We start from the raw sequence: 19,297 nt of genomic DNA on the forward strand, positions 1-19,297 counted from the left end.
GGGGTTTTCACATGCGTAGACAACGAATAATTCGAATCGTTGCCATTTTAGTCGTAACCGCACTTCTTTTATCCACTTTGGTGGCTGGCCTTGGCTCGCTATTCCTCTATTAGTTTTAAGTCGTATTTGAACTCTTTGGCGAAATGAGGGAGCAGTTGCATGGCCGCTTCCTCAACCGTCAGCTCTAAGCCCGTCAAATCATTGAATGACGTCACGCCGAATTGCTGAATGCCACATGGAACGATGCCGCTGAAACCTTCCTCGGCAATTCCTGATTTAATGTTCAGCGCAAAGCCATGACTCGTAACAAAACCCCGCCGCTTCCGAGCCTTGTTGAATTTCACACCGATTGCCGCGATTTTCGAATGCCCGACCCATACTCCTGTATATTCCGGTTTTCTGCCCGCTTCTATCCCATACTCGCTAAGCCAATTAATAATGACCTGCTCTAAGCTCCGCAAATAACCATGTAAGTTCAGACCCTCAGCATCCAAATACAATAGGGGGTAACCTACAATTTGACCAGGGCCATGGTAGGTTATATCGCCGCCGCGGTCGATCTGAAACAGCGTAATCCCTCGTTCCGCCAGCTGGTCCTCGTCAAGGAGCAAATGCTCCGGATGTTTGTCTGAGCCCATCGTATACGTTGGCGGATGCTGAAGAAGGAGCAGCGATTCCTCCCGCTCCCCCTGATCAATTTGCTTCACGTATGTTTTCTGCAGCTCCCACGCCTGTGCGTATTCGAGCATGCCGATATAGTGGGCGTCCAGCCGTCTCAAGCTTATTGCGTTATCCGCTTCAGCCATGATGGTGTTCCCCTTTTCTAATACAATTTGCTTTCTAGATTGAAGCTCTCCAAGTTGTCCTTCACACGCTGCAGGAAGCGTCCGCAAATGACGCCATCTAGAATGCGGTGATCCAGCGATAGGCAAAGATTAGCCATTGAGCGCACCGCGATCATATCGTTGATGACGACAGGACGCTTCACGATGGATTCGAACGTTAGAATGGCAGCCTGCGGATAATTGATGATCGGATAAGACAATATCGAACCGAATGAGCCCGTATTGTTCACCGTAAAAGTACCGCCTTGCATATCAGACAAGGTCAGCTTGCCTTCTCTGGTCTTGCGAGCCAGCTCTTCAATTTCTTTGGCCAAGCCTGCAACGTTTTTATGATCGGCATTTTTGATGACTGGCGTGAGTACAGAATCCTCCGTCCCGACAGCGAGCGCGATGTTAATATCGCGTTTGACGATAATTTTATCAACAGCCCACATCGAGTTCATGATCGGAACATCTTTAATGGCATTCACAACAGCTTTCAATAGGAAAGCCAAATAAGTGAGATTGATGCCTTCGCGTTTCATGAAGTCATCCTTCAGCTTATTTCTTAGCAGTACAAGGTTGGTAACATCAACCTCAATCATCGTCCAAGCATGCGGAATTTCGCTTACGCTTTGCCTCATGTTTCGTGCAATCGTATTTCTGATCGGCGTTACGTCGATGAAGTTATCACCGCGGCCCGCATTGGATGAGCCTTCAACTTCGATTTTCGGAAATTTCGGCGTCTCAGTCAAATGAAGGCCCGAGGAACGCACTTGTGCAGCTGCGTCAACTGTTCTAGGAGCAGGCGCCGCAACAGAGCCGTTGGCTGACTGATTCGACTTGCCTGCGCCGGAAGCTACGTATGCAAGTACATCCTTTCGAGTAATACGACCGCCAAGTCCCGTACCTGGTACGTCAGACAAACGGATGGCATGCTCAGCAGCAAGCTGCTGAACAGCTGGCGAGAACCGATTGCGCATAGGCGCGTCTTCCGATTCGACCGCAAGAGGCTCCTTCTCCGAAGCGCGCTCCGAAGTTGCTGAATGTCCCTCCGGTGCTGCTTGCAAGGCAACATCCACTGTACCTTCCGTTTCAATGACACAGATTGGCGTTCCCACTGGAACAGTCTCGCCTTTTTCAACTAAAATTTGAACAAGCTTCCCGGCTACGGTAGATGGCAATTCCGCATTTACTTTGTCCGTAATAATCTCGCAGACAGGCTCATACACATCGACCCAATCCCCAGGCTGCTTCAACCATTTGTCAATTGTGGCCGAAACGAGCGATTCCGCTAACTGCGGCACGACGATTTCCGTCATAGTTTTCATCATTCACATCTCCCTACTGACCCAAGCGTCAACAGCTTCCGCCGTCCTTCGGCGGCGCAGCATACGTTTCGCGGTGACAATCAAGCGCTGTATCTAAACAGCATATTTTCTATTCTCTATTAATAAAGAGCTAGCTGCCGCATTGCTTCTTTGACCTTTTCCTTGTTAAGCAGAAAAAACTTCTCGCCCGGAGGATTAATGGGCATTGCCGGGACGTCGGGTCCGCAGAGCCGCATGATTGGGGCATCCAGCTCATAAAGCAGCTCCTCTGCAATGATGGCGGATACCTCGGCACCGACTCCACCTGTTTTATTGTCCTCATGGATGATTAACACCTTGCCCGTTTTGCGAACCGCTTCAAGGATACCCTCTTTGTCCAGCGGCTGCAGCGTCCGCAGATCAAGAATGTGGGCACTTATGCCTTCGCCTGCTAGCTCAGCCGCTGCCTGCTCTACGAAGTGAAGAGGCATGCTGTAGCTAATAACGGTGATGTCTTCGCCTTCGCGCAGCACGTTCGCTTTCCCGATTGGGACAATATAGTCTTCATCCGGAACTTCACCTAAGATCAGCTTGTAGCATTTTTTATTCTCAAAGAAAAGAACCGGATCCGGATCACGAACGGCAGCCTTCAGCAATCCCTTTGCATCGTAAGCCCGGTAAGGCGCGACGATTTTGAGGCCAGGCGTTCCGATAAATACCGATTCCGGGCATTGCGAATGGTACAAGCCGCCAAAGATGCCGCCGCCGATCGGTGCCCGAATGACGATCGGACAGGTCCAGTCATTATTGGAACGATACCTTATTTTCGCTGCTTCGCTGATGATTTGGTTTGTTGCCGGGAACATGAAATCCGAATACTGCATTTCAGCTATCGGCTTCATTCCATACATCGCAGCACCAATAGCAACTCCAGCAATTGCCGACTCAGCTAGCGGCGTATCCATCACACGCTGCTCGCCGAATTGCTCCTGCAGCCCTTTTGTCGTCGTAAAAACGCCGCCTTTAAGGCCAACATCCTCGCCGAGCACGAACACGTCCTCGTCTCGCTCCATCTCTTCTTTCATCGCTTGGCGAATCGCATCAATATATTCGATTACTGGCATTATGAATGGCCTCCTTGCTCAGCATCGCCTGCAAATACATGCAGCAATGTAGATTCCGGCGTAGGGAACGGCGCTTTGTCGCCATATTCCGTTGCCTCGTCAAGCAGCTTGCGAATTTTAGCTTGAAGCTCCGCTTCCAGCTCTTCATTCCAAATACCGCAATCAGTTAAATATTGTTTATATTTAGGTATGCCGTCCTTCTCGCGATGCAGATCAACCTCTTCTTTGGATCGGTAAGCCAGATCGTTATCGGAGGTGGAATGCGGCGAGATACGGTACATCATAGCTTCGATCAGTGTAGGGCCATCTCCTGCAATGGCTCTCTCACGCGCTTCTTTTACGACGCGGAATACTTCAAGCGCGTCGTTCCCGTCCACTTGGAAGCCAGGGAAGCCATAGCCAATCGCCCGATCAGCAACTTTTCCGGCCAATTGCTTATGTAGCGGCACCGAAATGGCGTATTGGTTATTCTCGCACATGAGAATGACCGGCAGCTTGTGCACGCCCGCAAAGTTGCACCCTTCATGGAAATCGCCTTGGTTGCTGGAGCCTTCTCCGAATGTAACAAACGTGACGAGCTCTTTCTTTTTCATCTTGGCAGCCAACGCTATGCCTACTGCATGCGGAACCTGCGTCGTAACTGGACTTGATCCCGTTACAATACGGAGCTTCTTCGAGCCGAAGTGTCCTGGCATCTGGCGTCCGCCGCTATTGGGATCCTCTGCTTTTGCAAATACCGATAACAGCAAATCACGCAGCGTCATGCCAACTGCCAGCACAAAGCCATAATCTCGATAGTAGGGCAAATAATAATCATTTTCTCGGTCAAGCGCGAAGGCAGCGGCAACCTGTGCCACCTCTTGGCCAACGCCAGAGACGTGAAAGTTAATTTTACCGGCGCGCTGCAGCAGCAGCATGCGCTCATCAAACTTACGAGCGGTCACCATTGTAGCGTACATATCAATTGCTTGCTCATCGCTAAGCCCTAATTCCAAATGACGAACATTTTGCCCAGTAGAAGCAGATTGGGTCACAAGGTGTTCCTCCTTTTTTCAGCACGATTATAACCTGGTACTAAGACTAGATCATATATATTATAACTCCAATTGATTCAAAAAGAAAACCACCATGATTAGAACGAAATTGCATTGCCGTCTACAGCAAGCATCGCCTCTCCAAGTGCCTCTGAGAGCGTAGGATGCGGATGGATCATTTGACCAACTTCCCAAGGCGTAGCATTAAGGACACTGGCAAGAGCGGCCTCGGATATAAGATCCGTCGCGTGAGCGCCAATCATATGGACGCCGACGATGTCATTTGTTTTCCGATCGGCAATGACTTTGACGAAACCATCCTTTTCGCCAAGAACGAGTGCTTTGCCGATTGCCTGGAACGGAATTTTGCCAGTTATAATATCATGGCCCTTCGAGCGAGCACCGTCCTCGGTTAAACCATACGATGCGATTTCGGGACGAGAATAGATGCATCTAGGAATAAGATGAGCTTCCATTGCTGTGGGCTTCTCTCCGTTTATATGCTCAGCGGCAAGCAGACCCTCATGAGCCGCTGCATGCGCAAGCTGCACGCCTCCGATGACATCGCCAATCGCATAAATATGCGGCTCGCTCGTCTGTCCAAAACCATTCACTTCAATAACGCCATTGATCGTACGAATATCCGTATTTTCAAGTCCGATGCCTTCAACGTTTGCTTGACGGCCTATGGAGACGAGCAGCTTCTCTGCTGTCAGCACGACATCACCATCCGGCGTTTCAGCTACTATGGACACTTCCCCGTTCTCCCCTTTATATTGATCCGTTTGAAGCTGTACTCCCGTTAGGATACGAATGCCTCGCTTGGTAAACAATTTTGTCAGTTCCGCTGACACCTCGGTATCCTCGCCTGGCAGCAAGCGCGAACCCGCCTCTACCAACGTCACCTGTACTCCGAAATCCTGAAGCATGGATGCCCATTCAACGCCGATCACGCCGCCGCCCACGATAATTATGGAGCCTGGAAGCTTGTCCATTTCAAGCGCTTCGTCACTGCTCATAATGTATTCGCCATCTGGCTCCAAGCCAGGCAATATGCGCGGACGTGATCCGGTAGCGATAATCAGATTCGTGGAAACAACCGACTCCATTTCACCGTCAGGCAGCTCGACGGCCAGTGATCCGCTGCGCGGTGAGAAGATTGAAGGCCCAATGACTCTCCCTTTACCCTGTATGATTTGGATCCCATTTTTTTTCATTAAGCTTTGCAAACCGCGGAATAACTGATCGACCGTTTGCGTCTTGCGAGTCTGCACCTTATCGAACGCTAAGGATACGGCTCCTTCAGCTACATCTATTCCGTATGTACTGGCCTCTAGCAAGGTTGAATATACCTCTGCGCTTCTCAGCAACGATTTACTAGGTATGCAGCCTTTATGCAAGCATGTTCCACCGAGCTTGTCCATTTCAATTATCGCTACCGACTTGCCTAATTGCGCAGCCCGAATCGCTGCCGTATATCCACCAGGTCCGCCTCCGAGCACAGCCACGTCTACCTGAATAGCCATCTAATCAATCCCTCCATCATTGCATGCAACTCAGCGGGCAGTGCTTATGTTTTGCAGCATACCCCTTCGCATTGTAACATGTCATTCTTCCCTATTGTACCTGTTTTTGCCGCCAGAGGCATCGTTGGTTTACGAAATAGACACACTGCGCTTAAAAAGGTATGATAATGCTAACTGTATATTTTGACCGATAAGGAGAAACTCTATTTATGAAATTAATAACGGCCCGTTTTATTGCCATCCTTATGTTAGTTATTCCTGGATTGCTCGCTTGCTTCGGATTTCTGAAAATGAAAGATTCATTGTTCCTTTACTTCTCTCAATTTGGAGACTCAACCATCACGCCTGATTTCGAATGGCTGAAATTTTTGCTAGGCTTTGTCATGTTTGCTGCTGGTGCAGGCTTTATTGCTGGCTGGACTTTTTTCCGTGACCGCAAACGCAATTACGTTGCACCCCGCTTCAAGAAAAAACGCCCTCGTCCGCCAAAACCGCAAAACTAACTTAATCACGACTCAAATTGCGTTTCTCAACCGCCGGATCAGGCTCTCGCAGCTCCTGATCCGGCGGTTTTTTTATTGGTACTATAACGTAATGCGGGATTGTGCTTCTACTCCACATAATCAAGCATCTGCATGTACGCTTTGGGCACCATATAGGAAGCGGCGAGCTCCGTCTTATCAGACATCAGAAACATCCGGACGAGTGAACTGCTCGTTTGCATGTAATGCGTATAGGGGGACAAATAAATCGTATCAGCCATCGTCGTATTACGAATATATTGTTCTAGCTGAAGCTCGTATTCCAAATCGGTCGCATTGCGAATGCCCCTGATCACAACATGAATGTCATGCTTGTTAATGTAGTCTGCCACAATTCCCTCATAAGGAATGATTTTGAGTTTCGCATCTTGCGGAATGGAGAGTGAAACGAGCTCCGTGCGCTGATCGATCGTAAAATGATGCTTCTTGGAGCGGTTGTTCGCTACAATAACATGAACCTCGCTAAACAAATGAAAAGCCCGTTCGATTACAGAAACATGCCCTAACGTAATCGGATCAAAACTCCCTGCATACACAGCTCTCATAGGTTCGCCTCCATTCTTATCCTTAACATTCCGATGATGATTTTCAAATAAAATTACAATTCTAATCATTTCTTTTTATGATAGCCAAATACAATTGCATTAAGATTAGTCTATCTTAAGAAGAAGAGGTGAACATATGAAAATCGTGTTCGACGTTACCGTAGACGGGAAAGTAAAAGAAACGATCCAGCCACAAACACAACGCTTGAAAGAAATTCATAGCTTTATCAAAGCAGAATCAAACGGATTAATCAAGAAATACGGAAGCAATGTCTACATTAACCGAAGAGTTGTTTACAATTAAGGCATCTCGAGTGGGCCTTTTTTTGTTTTCGGGCTATTTGCATTTTTGACGCAGGCAATAAAAAAAACCGAGACAATGGCTGCCTCGGTCGTGGTCGTTCATATTGCAATCGTAAGCTTCGTTTCAAGAAACCCCTAACAAAAGCCTCCTCTTACGTTCAGCTAACCTTATGCTCAATCCGTAGCTTGTCTGCAACCATCGCAATGAATTCTGAATTGGTCGGTTTCGACTTGCTGATATTAATCGTGTAACCAAACAGGTGGCTGATGCTGTCGATGTTGCCGCGCGTCCAAGCTACTTCGATCGCGTGCCGAATGGCGCGTTCTACGCGGGATGGCGTTGTTTTGAATTTCTCGGCAATGGCGGGATACAGCGTTTTCGTAATTGCAATATTCTATGTAACATATTCAATTTTTCGTTATTTATCGGGTTTGAACAACAGAATTAGTTGCTTAAATAGTTTACAGTCCAAATGTAATATAACGCTGATTGCTTGTCAACCTTGCTTTTGAAGATAACAAGAGTGAGATGACTTTTCATCATCTCCATTTTCCTACATATTAATAGAAGTAATTTTATTTTTAGCACTTAATTATCAAAATTTAATTTCGTTTTTATTGATATGAAACTGATGAAAATGTGCTTTAGTAACTGCCTTATCCCTCAATCTCAACTCCTTCGTTATTCCGAACAAGAAACCTCTCTCCAATGACCATGAGTTGTCCTTTCAACTACTCACCCCTATCCTCAACGCCGATCACAGTTATTACTCTAATTAATGAACATCTGTACACTTATTTCCACACGATATTGCATCGACTCAGCAACGATACTAGTAATGTCTTCACATTCTTGTTTGTCTAATTCAATTCGTTGTCTCTTCTTCATTTCGCGATCATTTTCATTCAATGCAACTTTATGCTCAGGCATCATCATCCTACTGCTCTCCCACATACCATTACCCTCAAGCTTCTTTTTGATCCTGTTGCCATTTAAGCACCGTCCCTCAAATCTGATATTCTTATCATATTAGAACACACGTTCCCCTTTCAAGGGTTGATCAATGAAATTTCAAAACTATTGCAAGCTATTGATTTTTTAAATAAGACAATAAACCACATGGAGTTAAGTACTCACATGTGGTTCTATATAATTATTCATCTTAGAATGGCAGTTAATTACTCTACTCCTCTAAAGAAACTCATTCAATCCGCTCGCCAGTACAGATCGGTGCACAGCACACTCTATTGGATTTTTGTTCATGGCTCAATATATCTTTTCTCACTGTACTTAATAATCCAGCCATCCTCTGTATAAAGTTCGCCAGCCAAACCATCGCTAGCTTCTTTGATATCTATCGCATCTTCATCCAATTGAACTTTTAGATGAATCTGATCTTCTTGTTCTATAGTCCATAACAAGTTATGAAGAGTAGTATCTACAACCTGTGATATTATATCAGTTAATATCTCTAATTGTTCAGTACTATAGCTTTCACTTATTTTCTTAGACATGGAACCTCTCATTTTTCCTTCAATCAATTTATCCCAAAAACTAATTGATTGATCCCTGACACCCGACATCAAAACTTGCCCTAGAAAATCCATCTGCTCTCTACTCATAAGTTCCTCCAAAATATTAAATTGCAATCTTTACGAAATTCATTTCACTTCTCCATCAATGACTTGGCATATTTCTCAGCCTTATAATCCTTCTTAATCTCATGTAAAACGCCATTATTCGCTTCGCTCCATGATTCTAAGATCATTCTTGGCTCAGCTTCAATCAATTTCTTTATAGCTCGAATGTCATCCTTCTTAAATGCTTCGATCATGCTTATTAAATCATCACGATCTAACAACTTCACATGATTAACTCCTGCTAATGTCTCACAAGGTTCAGTAAACTTAGCAGATGCTATCACAATGGCTTTCTTTGCTTTGTAGTATCTCATACAGGAAAACACCTCCTGCACAGCACTGATACCCACTGGATCGGTGTAACGCTTTGCTTGTATAACGTTCCTTATTCCATCACGATCAGTGAATACTACATCTGCTCCGAAATCTCTAGCCCCTACTGTCTTATATACTCCATCGTAGCCTAATTCAAGAAATAATCTATAAAGATACATTTCAAATTCAGAACCATCTTCCATCAAATCAATGTCTGAAATATCAATTGCTTTTAAATCATAATTCTCTTCCAATGGCAGACTAGCTCTCTTGGATGTCGTTTTGTTCCTGATTATAAATCCAATGAAAATCCCAACACATACAAGGATAATGAATGCAAAGACTATGTATCCGAACAAAAAACAAACCCCCAACTCCATTTTATGTTTATAATTAATCTAATTTAGCTTAATTTTGTGTTCTATGATCATATGCCTTTCTGATGAAAGGCTTGATTTGTTCAATATCATTAACCCACTCCAATTTGATAAATGCTTGGTGTGAGTACTTGTTATTATCCGTTTGAGTTCTTGGAAATTTTCCACCTAATACCATATCAATTTCTTCTTGTAATTTAGTACCAAGCATTTCTTGTTTCTTTCCTATGTGTAATATCAGACTATGATTATCTTGAATAGTCAAACTAGCAAACTTCTTACTATCTGCAATTTTATATCCAATACAATCAGTCATAGGTAACTTTATCTTTATATTTTTCATATGTTCGCTAATGTACTTGTCAATTTCCCTAGCAATTAGTTCTTCCTTTGAATTGTATTGTTTAAAGATTCGTTCTTTATCGTTTTCTATGACACTAATCAAAAACAATTTCCGCTCGAACCCTCCACGTTGTTCTATCTTCAATCTTCTTCTCTTTTCGAATTCCTCTAAGCTAATTCCCTCATTGTCCAAAATCCCATATATAACCTCCACTAAATCAGCTAATTCGGACACCTGATCCTCGACTGATGTAGCTTCCAAGAACTCATTCAATTCTTCTTGCATCTTTGACTTTAATGCATTACCCATTTCAAGCTTATCAAGAACTCTGATTACAGAGGTTTTCCCACTAGCTTCAATAATGTGTGGTACCTTATCACGAACGAGCTTATTGTAAGTAATCATTTTCTCAATCCCTCCCCAAGATCAACCCTGACAAGCTATCCAAAATTTGCGGACAAGGTTTCTATCTACTGCCATCATAAGTTCAGACACATGCTTATCAAGCTTCTCTTGTTCCATCATTCGTTGTATAAGCACTATATTTCTTTCTTCAAGGCTTTTTATCATTTCTTCGTTTGGTATTACGTTCGACTTGCTACTGTTGCAGGATTGGTGTGCGAATACGAGGTTCCATATATCATCAGAGTAGAGATACGACCATGGAATCACATGATCAATTGCTGGTGTCTCATTTTCAATCTTCCCACCACATAAGAAACAATTACATTCAGGATTTTCCGCTTCAAGATATACTGAGAACTTCCCAAGCGATTTTCTCCTTACTTGATCTTCATCGATTATTCTCACTTTTTTTGAAAGTCTGGGAGAGTGGTTGAAATTCTCTAGCATTTGCGTCCAACGATAGTTGATGGCATCAAAAACAATCAGCCTTTTCTCTTTAAGTGCAAGCAAGCTATCTGCTCGAATGAATAAGCTGTCAGCTTTTTGCTCATACTGATAGACTCCATCTATTTCCTTACCTTCTACTCGTAGGAATCGGTAACTCACATCAGTCTTCAACGCCTTCACAGTAGCGCTAACAGCTTTCTTATACTCTGTACTGCACACTGATTCGATATTCGATCTGAACCATTTCACTGGCTTCACTGACCCTGACTGAGCCCGATAAGCTACTATTAGATTCTTTACGATTGTAACAACCACAGGAGGCTTTACTGGATTCGAACTTTGGTGAAGATCAAAGAATATTGTCTGTTCAAAATAATAACGAATTGCCTTCTCTGCTATTTCCCTTAGTTGGATTTCAACCATGTCTATTGATTCTATGGAAAATAATTTATCGGACTCAGTAGCTATTTCAGTAATAGCCTTAGCCCAAGCCATTTTATAAGTATTATCGAAGCTACAATTTCTAATAATGTGTAACCATTTATCTATGAAGTTCATATTCTACTCCGATATGATCAAATTGTTGTTCCAGAGAGACAGTACAACGTCCATCTGGGAGTTATGTGACTTTTTGACTCCATTCATAACCACTCTCCACAGTCCATGCTTATCATCAACTAACTCAGGTCTGCTTCTAAGAATCTCAACAGCTTCAATGGCGTAATTTTTGTTCTTCTGTGATCCACTATTCTCAGAGCATCTTCCTTCATTAATACCACGAATTAATCCAGCTTCACACAATCCAAGAAAAGCGTTCTTCGGACACCCTTTTCTTTGTGACCAAGTACCTGCCCCAAAAATCTCAGTCGATACTGTGTTCCAAGCATCTAATGGTTTAGTTACTTTTGTTAAATAAAGCAATTCAACAGTTTTAACAGCAGTTAACCCATATTTATTCAAATTATTATATTCGTCCTTTCAAAATCCTTTTTTAATTAAGAAATTAATTTTTAGCAATAATATAAATTAACATGTATCATTCAAAATCATGAAAACGTTGAACTCCTATCAATTAAAAAATACCCAATATTTGTAGTCCATACTTCTCTACCTTTACCTTGCCAAATCCCTTAACCTCTAACAGTTCCTCCACAGTCCTCGGATATCTCGAAATCATATCTTCCATCTCATTGTTATTGAAAATGAAATATGCCTTTACGTTCTCTTCTCTTGAAGTTCTTAATCTAAATGCTATCAGTAGTTCACGAAGTTGTGCTTCATCTTTTCTTTGAGTATTCTCATTCGCAAGTTGATACTTACCAACAATATCCATCTCAATTGGGGTATTTAGCTTTACCAGTAAGTCAGCAATATCATACATATCTTTCTCAGCAAGATCGTATTGATTTGCTTTATCATTCTGATACTTCTCTAATGTTGTTTTAATCTGGTCATACTTAATAAGCGTTTTTTCAATCTCTGCTGGGCATTTGTATTTCTTAATTATTGTTTTTGGATTAGCCATTACAACCAATGAAATAATTGGCATATTGTTGATTTTCAACTCTTTAGAAAGCACATGTTTTAAAATATCTACATGCCTTGTATTTTGCGTAACAGGGCTATAGATGCCTTCTTTGTAATCTTTCCCATACCTATTTTTCATGGTTCTTACAAAGTTACCATCTGAATCAATCGAGATATTACCACTTAATTTCTTTGTTTCTAAAATACATGTAAACTTATTTGAAATGACAACGAAATCAAGTTGAGCTACATAATCGCCATATTCTAATCTAACATCATGAAGACAAAGTATAGGTAGGAAGGAATTTTTCAATTCAAAGTAGACATTGTTCTCCCCATCTAATCCATATTTAAGGAATTTAATGTCCCTTTCGATGTTGTCCTTCTTTTCGCCATCATCAACTTTAATTAGTAATTCATTGAGGGCAGTAAGATGCTGATTATCCTTTGAGAAATCCTTAATGAATGTGGGGCTTTGAATAGTCCGTTTTTGACCAAAAAGTTTATTAAATATTGACATTTGTGATTCCCCTCGAACGTTTAGTATGTTAAAGAATAGATAATTAGTAGGAGTTATTCTCATATTTGATAGTCAGATTATACCATATGTATATTGAAGTAGACCTTCAAATTCCAGAAGTTCTATGTCTTGATCCCCAAAAAAAAGATCAGCCCACAAAATGGACTGATCTTTTTGATAACTTGTATGAAAGCCTACTTAAAACTCACATTCATTACTTTTAGTTGATGTCTACCCTAGACCCATTGATTTGAATGTAGCCAGTTGCATTCAAGTTGATATCTCCATTTATATTTACGTTTAGTCCAGAGTTATCCAGCTCTATAACATTCCCATTTTTTAGACTAAGCTTTATACTGTCGCCAGCATCGTTTTTTCCAATACGTGAGCCAGAAGAATTCCCTATCTGAATAGATGCATTCTCTGATATTAAATCAATAGATTTACCTTTTACTGTTATGCCTTGATTAATCGCGGTAATATCAATTCCTGTATCCGACAATTTCACTTGTCTTATATCGCCAGAATTACTAGCGTTATACTTCATGGAAAATTCAGTAGGAAGCTTGTAAATGTATCCTCTCGCGCTATCTCCATAATCAGGCTGATTGATTTTCACTCCATCACCAGCACCCCAAATACTATATGGATAGGATGTTTGACCAGATCCTTCAAAAGCGATCCTTAACTTTTCAGTCTCAGCCATTTCATAGCTGTAAGCAATATAAGATGTTGCATCAGTCGTCAAATACTTCTTCTCAGCTTCTTTCCAATATAAAGCATTGCCACGCGAATCCTTTGCAGGAGTTTTGGTAACAACTCTTCCTGTAATCCACTTAGCTTCGTTGTTTTCAATATCGATATAGTCTACATATGATCCTATATCTCCTTCTTTAGCCAAAGTTTTTAAATGGTTAACAGTCAAGTCAGCAATATATCCATTGTCCGCTGTGATCGTATTTGTAACAATATGTTCAGATGTAATCAATCCTGCACCAATGATATCGAACTTATTGAGATAGAGTTTTCTTGCATCTCCATCAATTAGCAAGTCACCATCACCTGACAAGATATTCAGCCTAATTGCTGTCAAGTCTTCTGCATATAACTTCCCATCAATGCCAGCATAGAACTTCTTAACCCACACTGGAGCCAGTGCTGATCCCACGTTAGCTTCGATTGCAATGCCTTCTGTAGCATTAAGAGTAGTTCTGTTCGTTATATTCCCTCTAGTGACCACGATGCCATTCTCAGCGTCTATAACTGTATTGTTATAGTTACGACCAAGTTGCAATGTACTCTTCTCAAGGAAATCTGCAAGCTTGCTTCTGCCACTCTCATATGACTTATAGAAGTTTTCCCATTTCGTATGGAAGATTAAACGAGTAGATCCGAGATCGGTCACAATGCGAGTTGTAGAATTCATATTCACAAACACTGGTGTCATATACACATTCAGGTCATCATAAGCAGTTCGTAACTCTAACTCTATAGCAACTAATTGATCTCTCGCATCAGTTAAACCATAATAGATAGAATCCCTGTCATTATAAATAGTCGTTGCGTACCGAACAATTGTCTCTTTTAGCTCAATGTACTGTTTCGTAATTGTCTTAAATTGGTTAAGCAAACTTATCTTCTCTGTGGATACAATTACGTCATCCAATATGATTGAATCGAGCTTACTGAAATCCAACTGCAACGAATTCACATCCAACAAGACATCTCCATTGCTTGTCTCGATACGCAAGCGTTTCGCAACCAAGTCTTCAGCTATCAGCGTTCCATCTTCATAGGTCGAATTGCCAATAGAACCATACACTTTATTGACCCAATGATCTGTCTCCCACTTCTGCAACGCTAAACCATTCGTAGCATTTAGAATTGAACGATACTTTCCATCATTCCTTAACGCTACAACTCCATATTGACCAATTGTTACGTTGTTATAGAATTGTCCCATATTGATCCCCGAATAGGATAAAGCATCCTCAATCTTGTTTCTCAAATTTTTCTCTTCATCATAATAATTCTTGAATTTAAGAATAAACTCAGATCGACTTGCTATCTCACTCGTTGTCTCAGTTAAAGGATCGTTAATATTAATGTTCAACGGATCTTTAGCTACGATTTTGATGAATTGCTCCATGTAGGTTAATAAAGCATTATATGCATTGATTAGAGGTGTAGTTGAATACAAGTCTATTACGCTTGGTGTCTTAGCGAAGAACTGTGAATCAATATCAAAGATATCGTCCCTCTGTGAACGCTTATATTCTTCAGCTTGTTCTAGCATACGCTTGTATTGAGATTCGATCTTATAAAGTTCAGTAATGATCTGCATCTTTTCAATTGTAGTAAACTTATTATCCATTACGATGGTTTCAAATTTACCGATATCAAGATAACCATTTTCCGAATCAAGAATCGCTTCTCCGATGTTATTAACAATCTTCAAGCTTTCAGCAACCAAACCTTTTGAATATAGAGTGCCATCACTTTGATCTGCCCACAAAATTTTCTCCCATCCATCTGGATGATTAGATAGATCTGTAGTAGCCTTATCAATAACAAACCCTTCGCTGTCATCCATCTTAACTCTTGTAATGTCATTGAATGACCAGAGACCAAATGTATCTGGATTTTCTTCAACTAATCCCATTTTCATAACAAGCTTTCCATTTCGGTCAAATATTTCACCAAGAGATCCTTGCCATTTTACGATTCCATGTTCATCTTCAATCGCTAGGTTGGTTCCCATAATCACTTTTCCGTAAATACGTTCTCCAACAATACCATTACCAGTAATGGCATGTTTCCATGTGTTACCACCATCATTAGTAATAGCTATCATTCCATTGAGACCAACTAGATAAGTCAAAGGATCATTTGGATCTCGAATAATTAACCCTCTATCTGACAACTCAATAACCTGATCTTTAGCACCTATGATAGCTTGCTTATTCGCATCCCAAAAGTTATTAATAATTTGATTGATCGAACCTTCGTTCTCCATAGACAGATCCCATTTCCACTTATCTATGCTAACCTGAGTGGATGAACTGTAACCTTTGTATAGCATGTCTAGGAATTTATCTTTATTAGCTAGATCCTTAATGTTGCTGATTGTCACACTGATTGTTTCATTTTCGAAATCATAATCAACTTCAGTAAGCTTTGCTTCATAACTAACACGCAAACGCTCTTGCTCAATCAAAATAATATCGCCTAATTCAAGTTTATCCCAATTGACTTGTTCAGTGACCATACTTAGAAAATTAGTAATCTCAGCTTTCAACGTAATTTTCTTACGCTTCAACTCAGCAAAAACCTTCTTACCTTCAATCAGCAGATCTTCAGCATTGTCGATGTTTGAATCCTGCCACTCATGTTCAATAATGAACTGATTTCTCTCTTCGAGGAGTGCTGGAGAAAAGTTATTTTCTAGCGCAAGCAATTCCTTTAGACTATTCACTTGATTCAATACACCCTGAAGTGAATCTTTAGCAACAATTACTTCAGCTTCTTTGCTGGAGACATTGGACTTTTTCAATTCGATTTCAATAAGCTTCAGATTCAACTCAGCCTTAAGTGATGCAAGATTACTTTTCAGAAGAACAGTATCTTGTTTATTGTTTACGGCATTATCAACTTCGTCTTCCATTTTTGCAATCCGAGTATTGAGGACATCTCTTTGATCTAACAAAATTTTCAGATCAACATTTAATGTCCTCAATTCTCCCTCTTTGACATTGAGAATACCATTTTTCGATACTCTTTCAGCTACCAGTGTTTGAAACGCTCCATTCTTCTCTTCAAGCAATTTATCGTATCTAAGGATATGATGACACAGCTCATCCGACACATCAAAATCACTATGAGAAATAACTTCATAACCATCATCAGTTAATACCTCTTTATATGGATATATGAAATAACTCAAGTCCTCGATGTACGTTGTTCCTGTTGGATTAATCTCACGAATAGTGATGTCTTCCTTACCATACATCTTCATTCTTGTGATTATTTCTTCCGAATTATCTTCCTGATTCAAACTTTCAAGATACCTACCAAGCTTGATTTCGAAACCCTTATTCAGACCTGTCAGATCAGGTTTTAAGAGGTCTACTTGCCTAGTTGCTGTCTTCCATGACACCAATGCATTAAAGGTCGTAGCGACCTCAAAGACTTGCTCTAACACTGTGCTCGAAGACACTTCTAATCCTCGACGCTTCAGATCGAACTCAGAATCAACATAGCCCACTTTCCAATTCGTGTTAATGAGTAGGTCATTCAAAAGTTCTGTAGCTGTCTTCGACTGAGCTTTGTAATCACGAATCAGCTTATCATTCATTTCGAATCCTAATGATAAACAAGTGATGTTCACTTCTTCTTTACTGTCGTCACCAATTTTCTCCACTTGAGTAACCATGAAATACTCTACGTACTTGTCTAGAATCAGTTTGATCAGATATCTACCTCTGATTTTATCGGCATTATTATTCCTGATAAGTTCATGACCTTGATCGATGAATACAGGTAGCGTAAAGGTCAATTCATTCAATGCGCCAAGCTTGTTACTGAATGAAATATTATACGACTCATTCATTTTTGCAATGATCTCTTTATTTGGCTTACATAGAAACACTTGTGGTTTAATTGGCTTTTTCTTAAAATCGATATCACCTAGTCTTATTGTCATTAAAGCACCTCCAAGGTAAATTATTGTGTTAATGTCTGATTATCTTCATCTTGATGAAAAAAGCTTAGATGCAAAATCAATCTGCTTCTAGGCTTTTAATCGTTACTTTGCGTTCTACAGTTCACTTTTAATAACTGTTTTGATTTTAATTTTTAATTCATTAGAGATTAGATAAGATTCAATGTTAATCCATTTGCTTAAATGTTCTCTTGACACTCCACATTTCTTTGCGATAAATATAATCGGTGTTCCAAACCTCTTTTGAAAGCTTAACAACGCTGAACGTAATTCATTATCATTCATTTCAGTCCCCTCCTTCACGAAATTGTGATGTATTAAGCAAAATAAAAACTCTCCGATTTTTCGGAGAGTGGGTCACTTCATAAAGTGTTATATTATCAGTAGTTTCTATCATTTTGGCAGATAATCTCTGGTTTTGACGTATCGCTTCAAATCACTATCGAGTTTCTGGCTGTATGTGTACTATCCTTTAACGAAGATCATAATCTTGATTTCACTTTTAACCCACCCCCACCCCTCCCTTCCAAGACAAAACAAAAACCACCTCTACAGGTGGCTAGTCTTTAAATATGTTATCTACCGCTTTCTGCTTGTCTTCATCTGATGGCATAGAATAGCGTAGTATCATATCTGCACTTGAATGACCGCTAAGGCTTTGTGTAACGCTTATATCTTCCCCAGAACGTACAAGCCCAGTAATAAAGCTGTGGCGAGTCTGATGAACGTTGTGACCATTCTTCTCCATTAGATTCTGAACGCTTCAATATTTATATTCATGTGATGAAGGTTGGATATATACAGACGCAGTAACTTCTAATTATTATTCAATTATTCTTGATCTTCGATTGGTAAATTCCAATAAGGTATATCATACGAACTTGTTGCGCTACTATAATGTCTTTTTTTATTGTTACATTTATTACAGAGAATTTGAAAATTAGAGGGATCATTATTTCCGTTTTTATCCAAAGGAACTATGTGATCCATATCAGGATCGATACCTAAAAAGAGGTCTCCAGATAGTGGGTTACGACAGATCGTACACACGCCTTTATCTCGAAAAAACATCCCTCTTTTTAACCAAACTGGCAATGAAGACATTCGTTTTATTTTTCCAGTTTCTAAAATGTATTCTGAATGCAATTGATGTAAGCGAGCTTTGTCTCTATCTATACACTCAGCAAGTCTCTCATGAAAATCACGAAGAAAATGTTTATTCAACATGAGTACATGAAAAGCAGAATGGATAATGTTAGGCTTAAATTCATCTATTTTCTCTGCAATCCAGTCCACATAATTGATAAGCTTTTTGCAACTTTTGCATTTTCCGCAAAAGCCATGCCCTTCGATATATTCAAAATTAGGAATGATTTTAGATGGAATCCTAACATCGAAATCTTTCAAAGTGTTCTCATAAAAGACAAACATCTCTTGACTGTAATCGCTATTTCTAAAATCTTCGATCATACTAGAGTTATTTGAAATCCACCATAAGTACTCGTGAAGTATTGTTTCTTTTTTGGATTTAAATAGTTTATCTGGGAAATGATCACGAATTATTTCCCAAAACATATTAAAATCAGAATAATTATCAACGTAAAAATTTTGGATTGCCCCGCTAACTAGAAGGATTGAATCCGAGTATGAAAAACGTTCGTGTAGTATGTGTCGCATCACATATCTCCTTGAACTTTTATTTTTAAAATTTAAATGCTAGTTCAACCATGGTATTCCATATTCTTATTCTGGTTCAAAAGTAAATTTGTCAAACTTTTTGCCGACACTTATAGT

General features: G+C 40.6%; 20 protein-coding genes and 1 pseudogene. 3 read left to right on the forward strand and 18 right to left on the reverse strand.

Annotated elements, in window-relative coordinates:
• Positions 1-11 precede the first annotated feature (11 nt).
• Entirely contained in the window at positions 12-113 is a 102-nt protein-coding gene (prli42, locus tag FHS16_RS22225; RefSeq protein ID WP_183567940.1) for a stressosome-associated protein Prli42, read from the forward strand.
• On the opposite strand, the gene lipB is transcribed toward prli42, so the two are convergent.
• The 5 genes from lipB to lpdA form a co-directional block, all read right to left on the reverse strand.
• Positions 99-806 (reverse strand): lipoyl(octanoyl) transferase LipB, encoded by a 708-nt coding sequence (lipB, locus tag FHS16_RS22230; RefSeq protein WP_183567943.1) that lies wholly within the window; start codon positions 804-806, stop codon positions 99-101. The two genes, prli42 and lipB, sit on opposite strands and share 15 nt — an antisense overlap.
• A gap of 17 nt (positions 807-823) precedes the next feature.
• On the reverse strand, positions 824-2,155 hold the full coding sequence (locus tag FHS16_RS22235) for a dihydrolipoamide acetyltransferase family protein (protein ID WP_183568171.1): 1,332 nt from the start codon (positions 2,153-2,155) through the stop codon (positions 824-826).
• 119 nt (positions 2,156-2,274) lie between these two features.
• Positions 2,275-3,258 (reverse strand): alpha-ketoacid dehydrogenase subunit beta, encoded by a 984-nt coding sequence (locus FHS16_RS22240; RefSeq protein ID WP_183567946.1) that lies wholly within the window; start codon positions 3,256-3,258, stop codon positions 2,275-2,277.
• Complete coding sequence (locus tag FHS16_RS22245) at positions 3,258-4,292, reverse strand: thiamine pyrophosphate-dependent dehydrogenase E1 component subunit alpha (protein ID WP_312891030.1); 1,035 nt, start codon at positions 4,290-4,292, stop codon at positions 3,258-3,260. Before FHS16_RS22245 ends, FHS16_RS22240 begins: the two co-directional genes overlap by 1 nt.
• Positions 4,293-4,390: 98 nt before the next feature.
• Positions 4,391-5,818, reverse strand: coding sequence for a dihydrolipoyl dehydrogenase (gene lpdA / locus FHS16_RS22250; RefSeq protein ID WP_183567949.1), 1,428 nt, complete (start codon positions 5,816-5,818; stop codon positions 4,391-4,393).
• Positions 5,819-6,027: 209 nt separating this feature from the next.
• Here lpdA and FHS16_RS22255 point away from each other — a divergent pair, with 209 nt between their 5' ends.
• Complete coding sequence (locus FHS16_RS22255) at positions 6,028-6,321, forward strand: DUF2627 domain-containing protein (protein ID WP_183567952.1); 294 nt, start codon at positions 6,028-6,030, stop codon at positions 6,319-6,321.
• A gap of 107 nt (positions 6,322-6,428) precedes the next feature.
• Here FHS16_RS22255 and coaD read toward each other — a convergent pair whose 3' ends face one another.
• On the reverse strand, positions 6,429-6,905 hold the full coding sequence (coaD, locus tag FHS16_RS22260; protein ID WP_183567955.1) for a pantetheine-phosphate adenylyltransferase: 477 nt from the start codon (positions 6,903-6,905) through the stop codon (positions 6,429-6,431).
• A gap of 136 nt (positions 6,906-7,041) precedes the next feature.
• Here coaD and FHS16_RS22265 point away from each other — a divergent pair, with 136 nt between their 5' ends.
• Positions 7,042-7,209 (forward strand): mechanosensitive ion channel protein MscL, encoded by a 168-nt coding sequence (locus FHS16_RS22265; RefSeq protein WP_183567958.1) that lies wholly within the window; start codon positions 7,042-7,044, stop codon positions 7,207-7,209.
• Between the two features lie 157 nt (positions 7,210-7,366).
• Here the strand turns inward: FHS16_RS22265 and FHS16_RS22270 are convergent.
• The 12 genes and pseudogenes from FHS16_RS22270 to FHS16_RS22325 form a co-directional block, all read right to left on the reverse strand.
• Positions 7,367-7,597, reverse strand: a pseudogene (locus FHS16_RS22270) (sporulation initiation factor Spo0A C-terminal domain-containing protein); the annotation flags it as partial.
• 383 nt (positions 7,598-7,980) lie between these two features.
• Positions 7,981-8,145, reverse strand: coding sequence for a YolD-like family protein (locus FHS16_RS22275; RefSeq protein ID WP_183567961.1), 165 nt, complete (start codon positions 8,143-8,145; stop codon positions 7,981-7,983).
• Positions 8,146-8,468: 323 nt separating this feature from the next.
• Positions 8,469-8,831, reverse strand: a complete 363-nt coding sequence (locus FHS16_RS22280; protein ID WP_183567964.1) for an epimerase — start codon at positions 8,829-8,831, stop codon at positions 8,469-8,471.
• Positions 8,832-8,875: 44 nt separating this feature from the next.
• Positions 8,876-9,523 (reverse strand): restriction endonuclease, encoded by a 648-nt coding sequence (locus FHS16_RS22285; RefSeq protein WP_376769694.1) that lies wholly within the window; start codon positions 9,521-9,523, stop codon positions 8,876-8,878.
• 49 nt (positions 9,524-9,572) lie between these two features.
• The gene (locus tag FHS16_RS22290) at positions 9,573-10,289 is read right to left on the reverse strand and encodes a nucleoside triphosphate pyrophosphohydrolase (RefSeq protein ID WP_183567970.1); all 717 of its coding nucleotides are present in this window, start codon (positions 10,287-10,289) and stop codon (positions 9,573-9,575) included.
• Between the two features lie 21 nt (positions 10,290-10,310).
• Positions 10,311-11,294, reverse strand: a complete 984-nt coding sequence (locus tag FHS16_RS22295; protein WP_183567973.1) for an HNH endonuclease — start codon at positions 11,292-11,294, stop codon at positions 10,311-10,313.
• A 3-nt stretch (positions 11,295-11,297) separates the two neighbouring features.
• Entirely contained in the window at positions 11,298-11,696 is a 399-nt protein-coding gene (locus FHS16_RS22300) for a DUF6979 family protein (protein WP_183567977.1), read from the reverse strand.
• Between the two features lie 112 nt (positions 11,697-11,808).
• On the reverse strand, positions 11,809-12,783 hold the full coding sequence (locus tag FHS16_RS22305; protein ID WP_183567980.1) for an NERD domain-containing protein: 975 nt from the start codon (positions 12,781-12,783) through the stop codon (positions 11,809-11,811).
• Positions 12,784-13,003: 220 nt separating this feature from the next.
• Positions 13,004-17,485, reverse strand: coding sequence for a phage tail protein (locus tag FHS16_RS22310; RefSeq protein ID WP_183567983.1), 4,482 nt, complete (start codon positions 17,483-17,485; stop codon positions 13,004-13,006).
• A gap of 114 nt (positions 17,486-17,599) precedes the next feature.
• Positions 17,600-17,788 carry a hypothetical protein gene (locus tag FHS16_RS22315; RefSeq protein ID WP_183567986.1) on the reverse strand — a complete coding sequence of 63 codons (189 nt, stop codon included), beginning with the start codon at positions 17,786-17,788 and terminating at the stop codon, positions 17,600-17,602.
• A 274-nt stretch (positions 17,789-18,062) separates the two neighbouring features.
• A complete protein-coding gene (locus FHS16_RS32290; protein ID WP_183567989.1) occupies positions 18,063-18,251 on the reverse strand; it encodes a tyrosine-type recombinase/integrase in 189 nt (62 codons plus the stop codon).
• A gap of 83 nt (positions 18,252-18,334) precedes the next feature.
• Positions 18,335-19,180 (reverse strand): HNH endonuclease, encoded by an 846-nt coding sequence (locus FHS16_RS22325; protein WP_183567992.1) that lies wholly within the window; start codon positions 19,178-19,180, stop codon positions 18,335-18,337.
• Between the last annotated feature and the right edge of the window lie 117 nt (positions 19,181-19,297).

The sequence above is a fragment of the Paenibacillus endophyticus genome (genome assembly GCF_014192395.1).
In the GTDB taxonomy this organism is placed as follows: Bacteria; Bacillota; Bacilli; order Paenibacillales; family Paenibacillaceae; genus Pristimantibacillus; species Pristimantibacillus endophyticus.

Bases quoted from the DNA above. Each gene is read 5' to 3' on its own strand.
- prli42 (WP_183567940.1), top strand. From the start codon at position 12: ATGCGTAGACAACGAATAATTCGAATCGTTGCCATTTTAGTCGTAACC.
- lipB (WP_183567943.1), bottom strand. From the start codon at position 806: ATGGCTGAAGCGGATAACGCAATAAGCTTGAGACGGCTGGACGCCCAC.
- FHS16_RS22235 (WP_183568171.1), bottom strand. From the start codon at position 2,155: ATGAAAACTATGACGGAAATCGTCGTGCCGCAGTTAGCGGAATCGCTC.
- FHS16_RS22240 (WP_183567946.1), bottom strand. From the start codon at position 3,258: ATGCCAGTAATCGAATATATTGATGCGATTCGCCAAGCGATGAAAGAA.
- lpdA (WP_183567949.1), bottom strand. From the start codon at position 5,818: ATGGCTATTCAGGTAGACGTGGCTGTGCTCGGAGGCGGACCTGGTGGA.
- FHS16_RS22255 (WP_183567952.1), top strand. From the start codon at position 6,028: ATGAAATTAATAACGGCCCGTTTTATTGCCATCCTTATGTTAGTTATT.
- coaD (WP_183567955.1), bottom strand. From the start codon at position 6,905: ATGAGAGCTGTGTATGCAGGGAGTTTTGATCCGATTACGTTAGGGCAT.
- FHS16_RS22265 (WP_183567958.1), top strand. From the start codon at position 7,042: ATGAAAATCGTGTTCGACGTTACCGTAGACGGGAAAGTAAAAGAAACG.
- FHS16_RS22275 (WP_183567961.1), bottom strand. From the start codon at position 8,145: ATGATGATGCCTGAGCATAAAGTTGCATTGAATGAAAATGATCGCGAA.
- FHS16_RS22280 (WP_183567964.1), bottom strand. From the start codon at position 8,831: ATGAGTAGAGAGCAGATGGATTTTCTAGGGCAAGTTTTGATGTCGGGT.
- FHS16_RS22290 (WP_183567970.1), bottom strand. From the start codon at position 10,289: ATGATTACTTACAATAAGCTCGTTCGTGATAAGGTACCACACATTATT.
- FHS16_RS22295 (WP_183567973.1), bottom strand. From the start codon at position 11,294: ATGAACTTCATAGATAAATGGTTACACATTATTAGAAATTGTAGCTTC.
- FHS16_RS22305 (WP_183567980.1), bottom strand. From the start codon at position 12,783: ATGTCAATATTTAATAAACTTTTTGGTCAAAAACGGACTATTCAAAGC.
- FHS16_RS22310 (WP_183567983.1), bottom strand. From the start codon at position 17,485: ATGACAATAAGACTAGGTGATATCGATTTTAAGAAAAAGCCAATTAAA.
- FHS16_RS22315 (WP_183567986.1), bottom strand. From the start codon at position 17,788: ATGAATGATAATGAATTACGTTCAGCGTTGTTAAGCTTTCAAAAGAGG.
- FHS16_RS32290 (WP_183567989.1), bottom strand. From the start codon at position 18,251: ATGGAGAAGAATGGTCACAACGTTCATCAGACTCGCCACAGCTTTATT.
- FHS16_RS22325 (WP_183567992.1), bottom strand. From the start codon at position 19,180: ATGCGACACATACTACACGAACGTTTTTCATACTCGGATTCAATCCTT.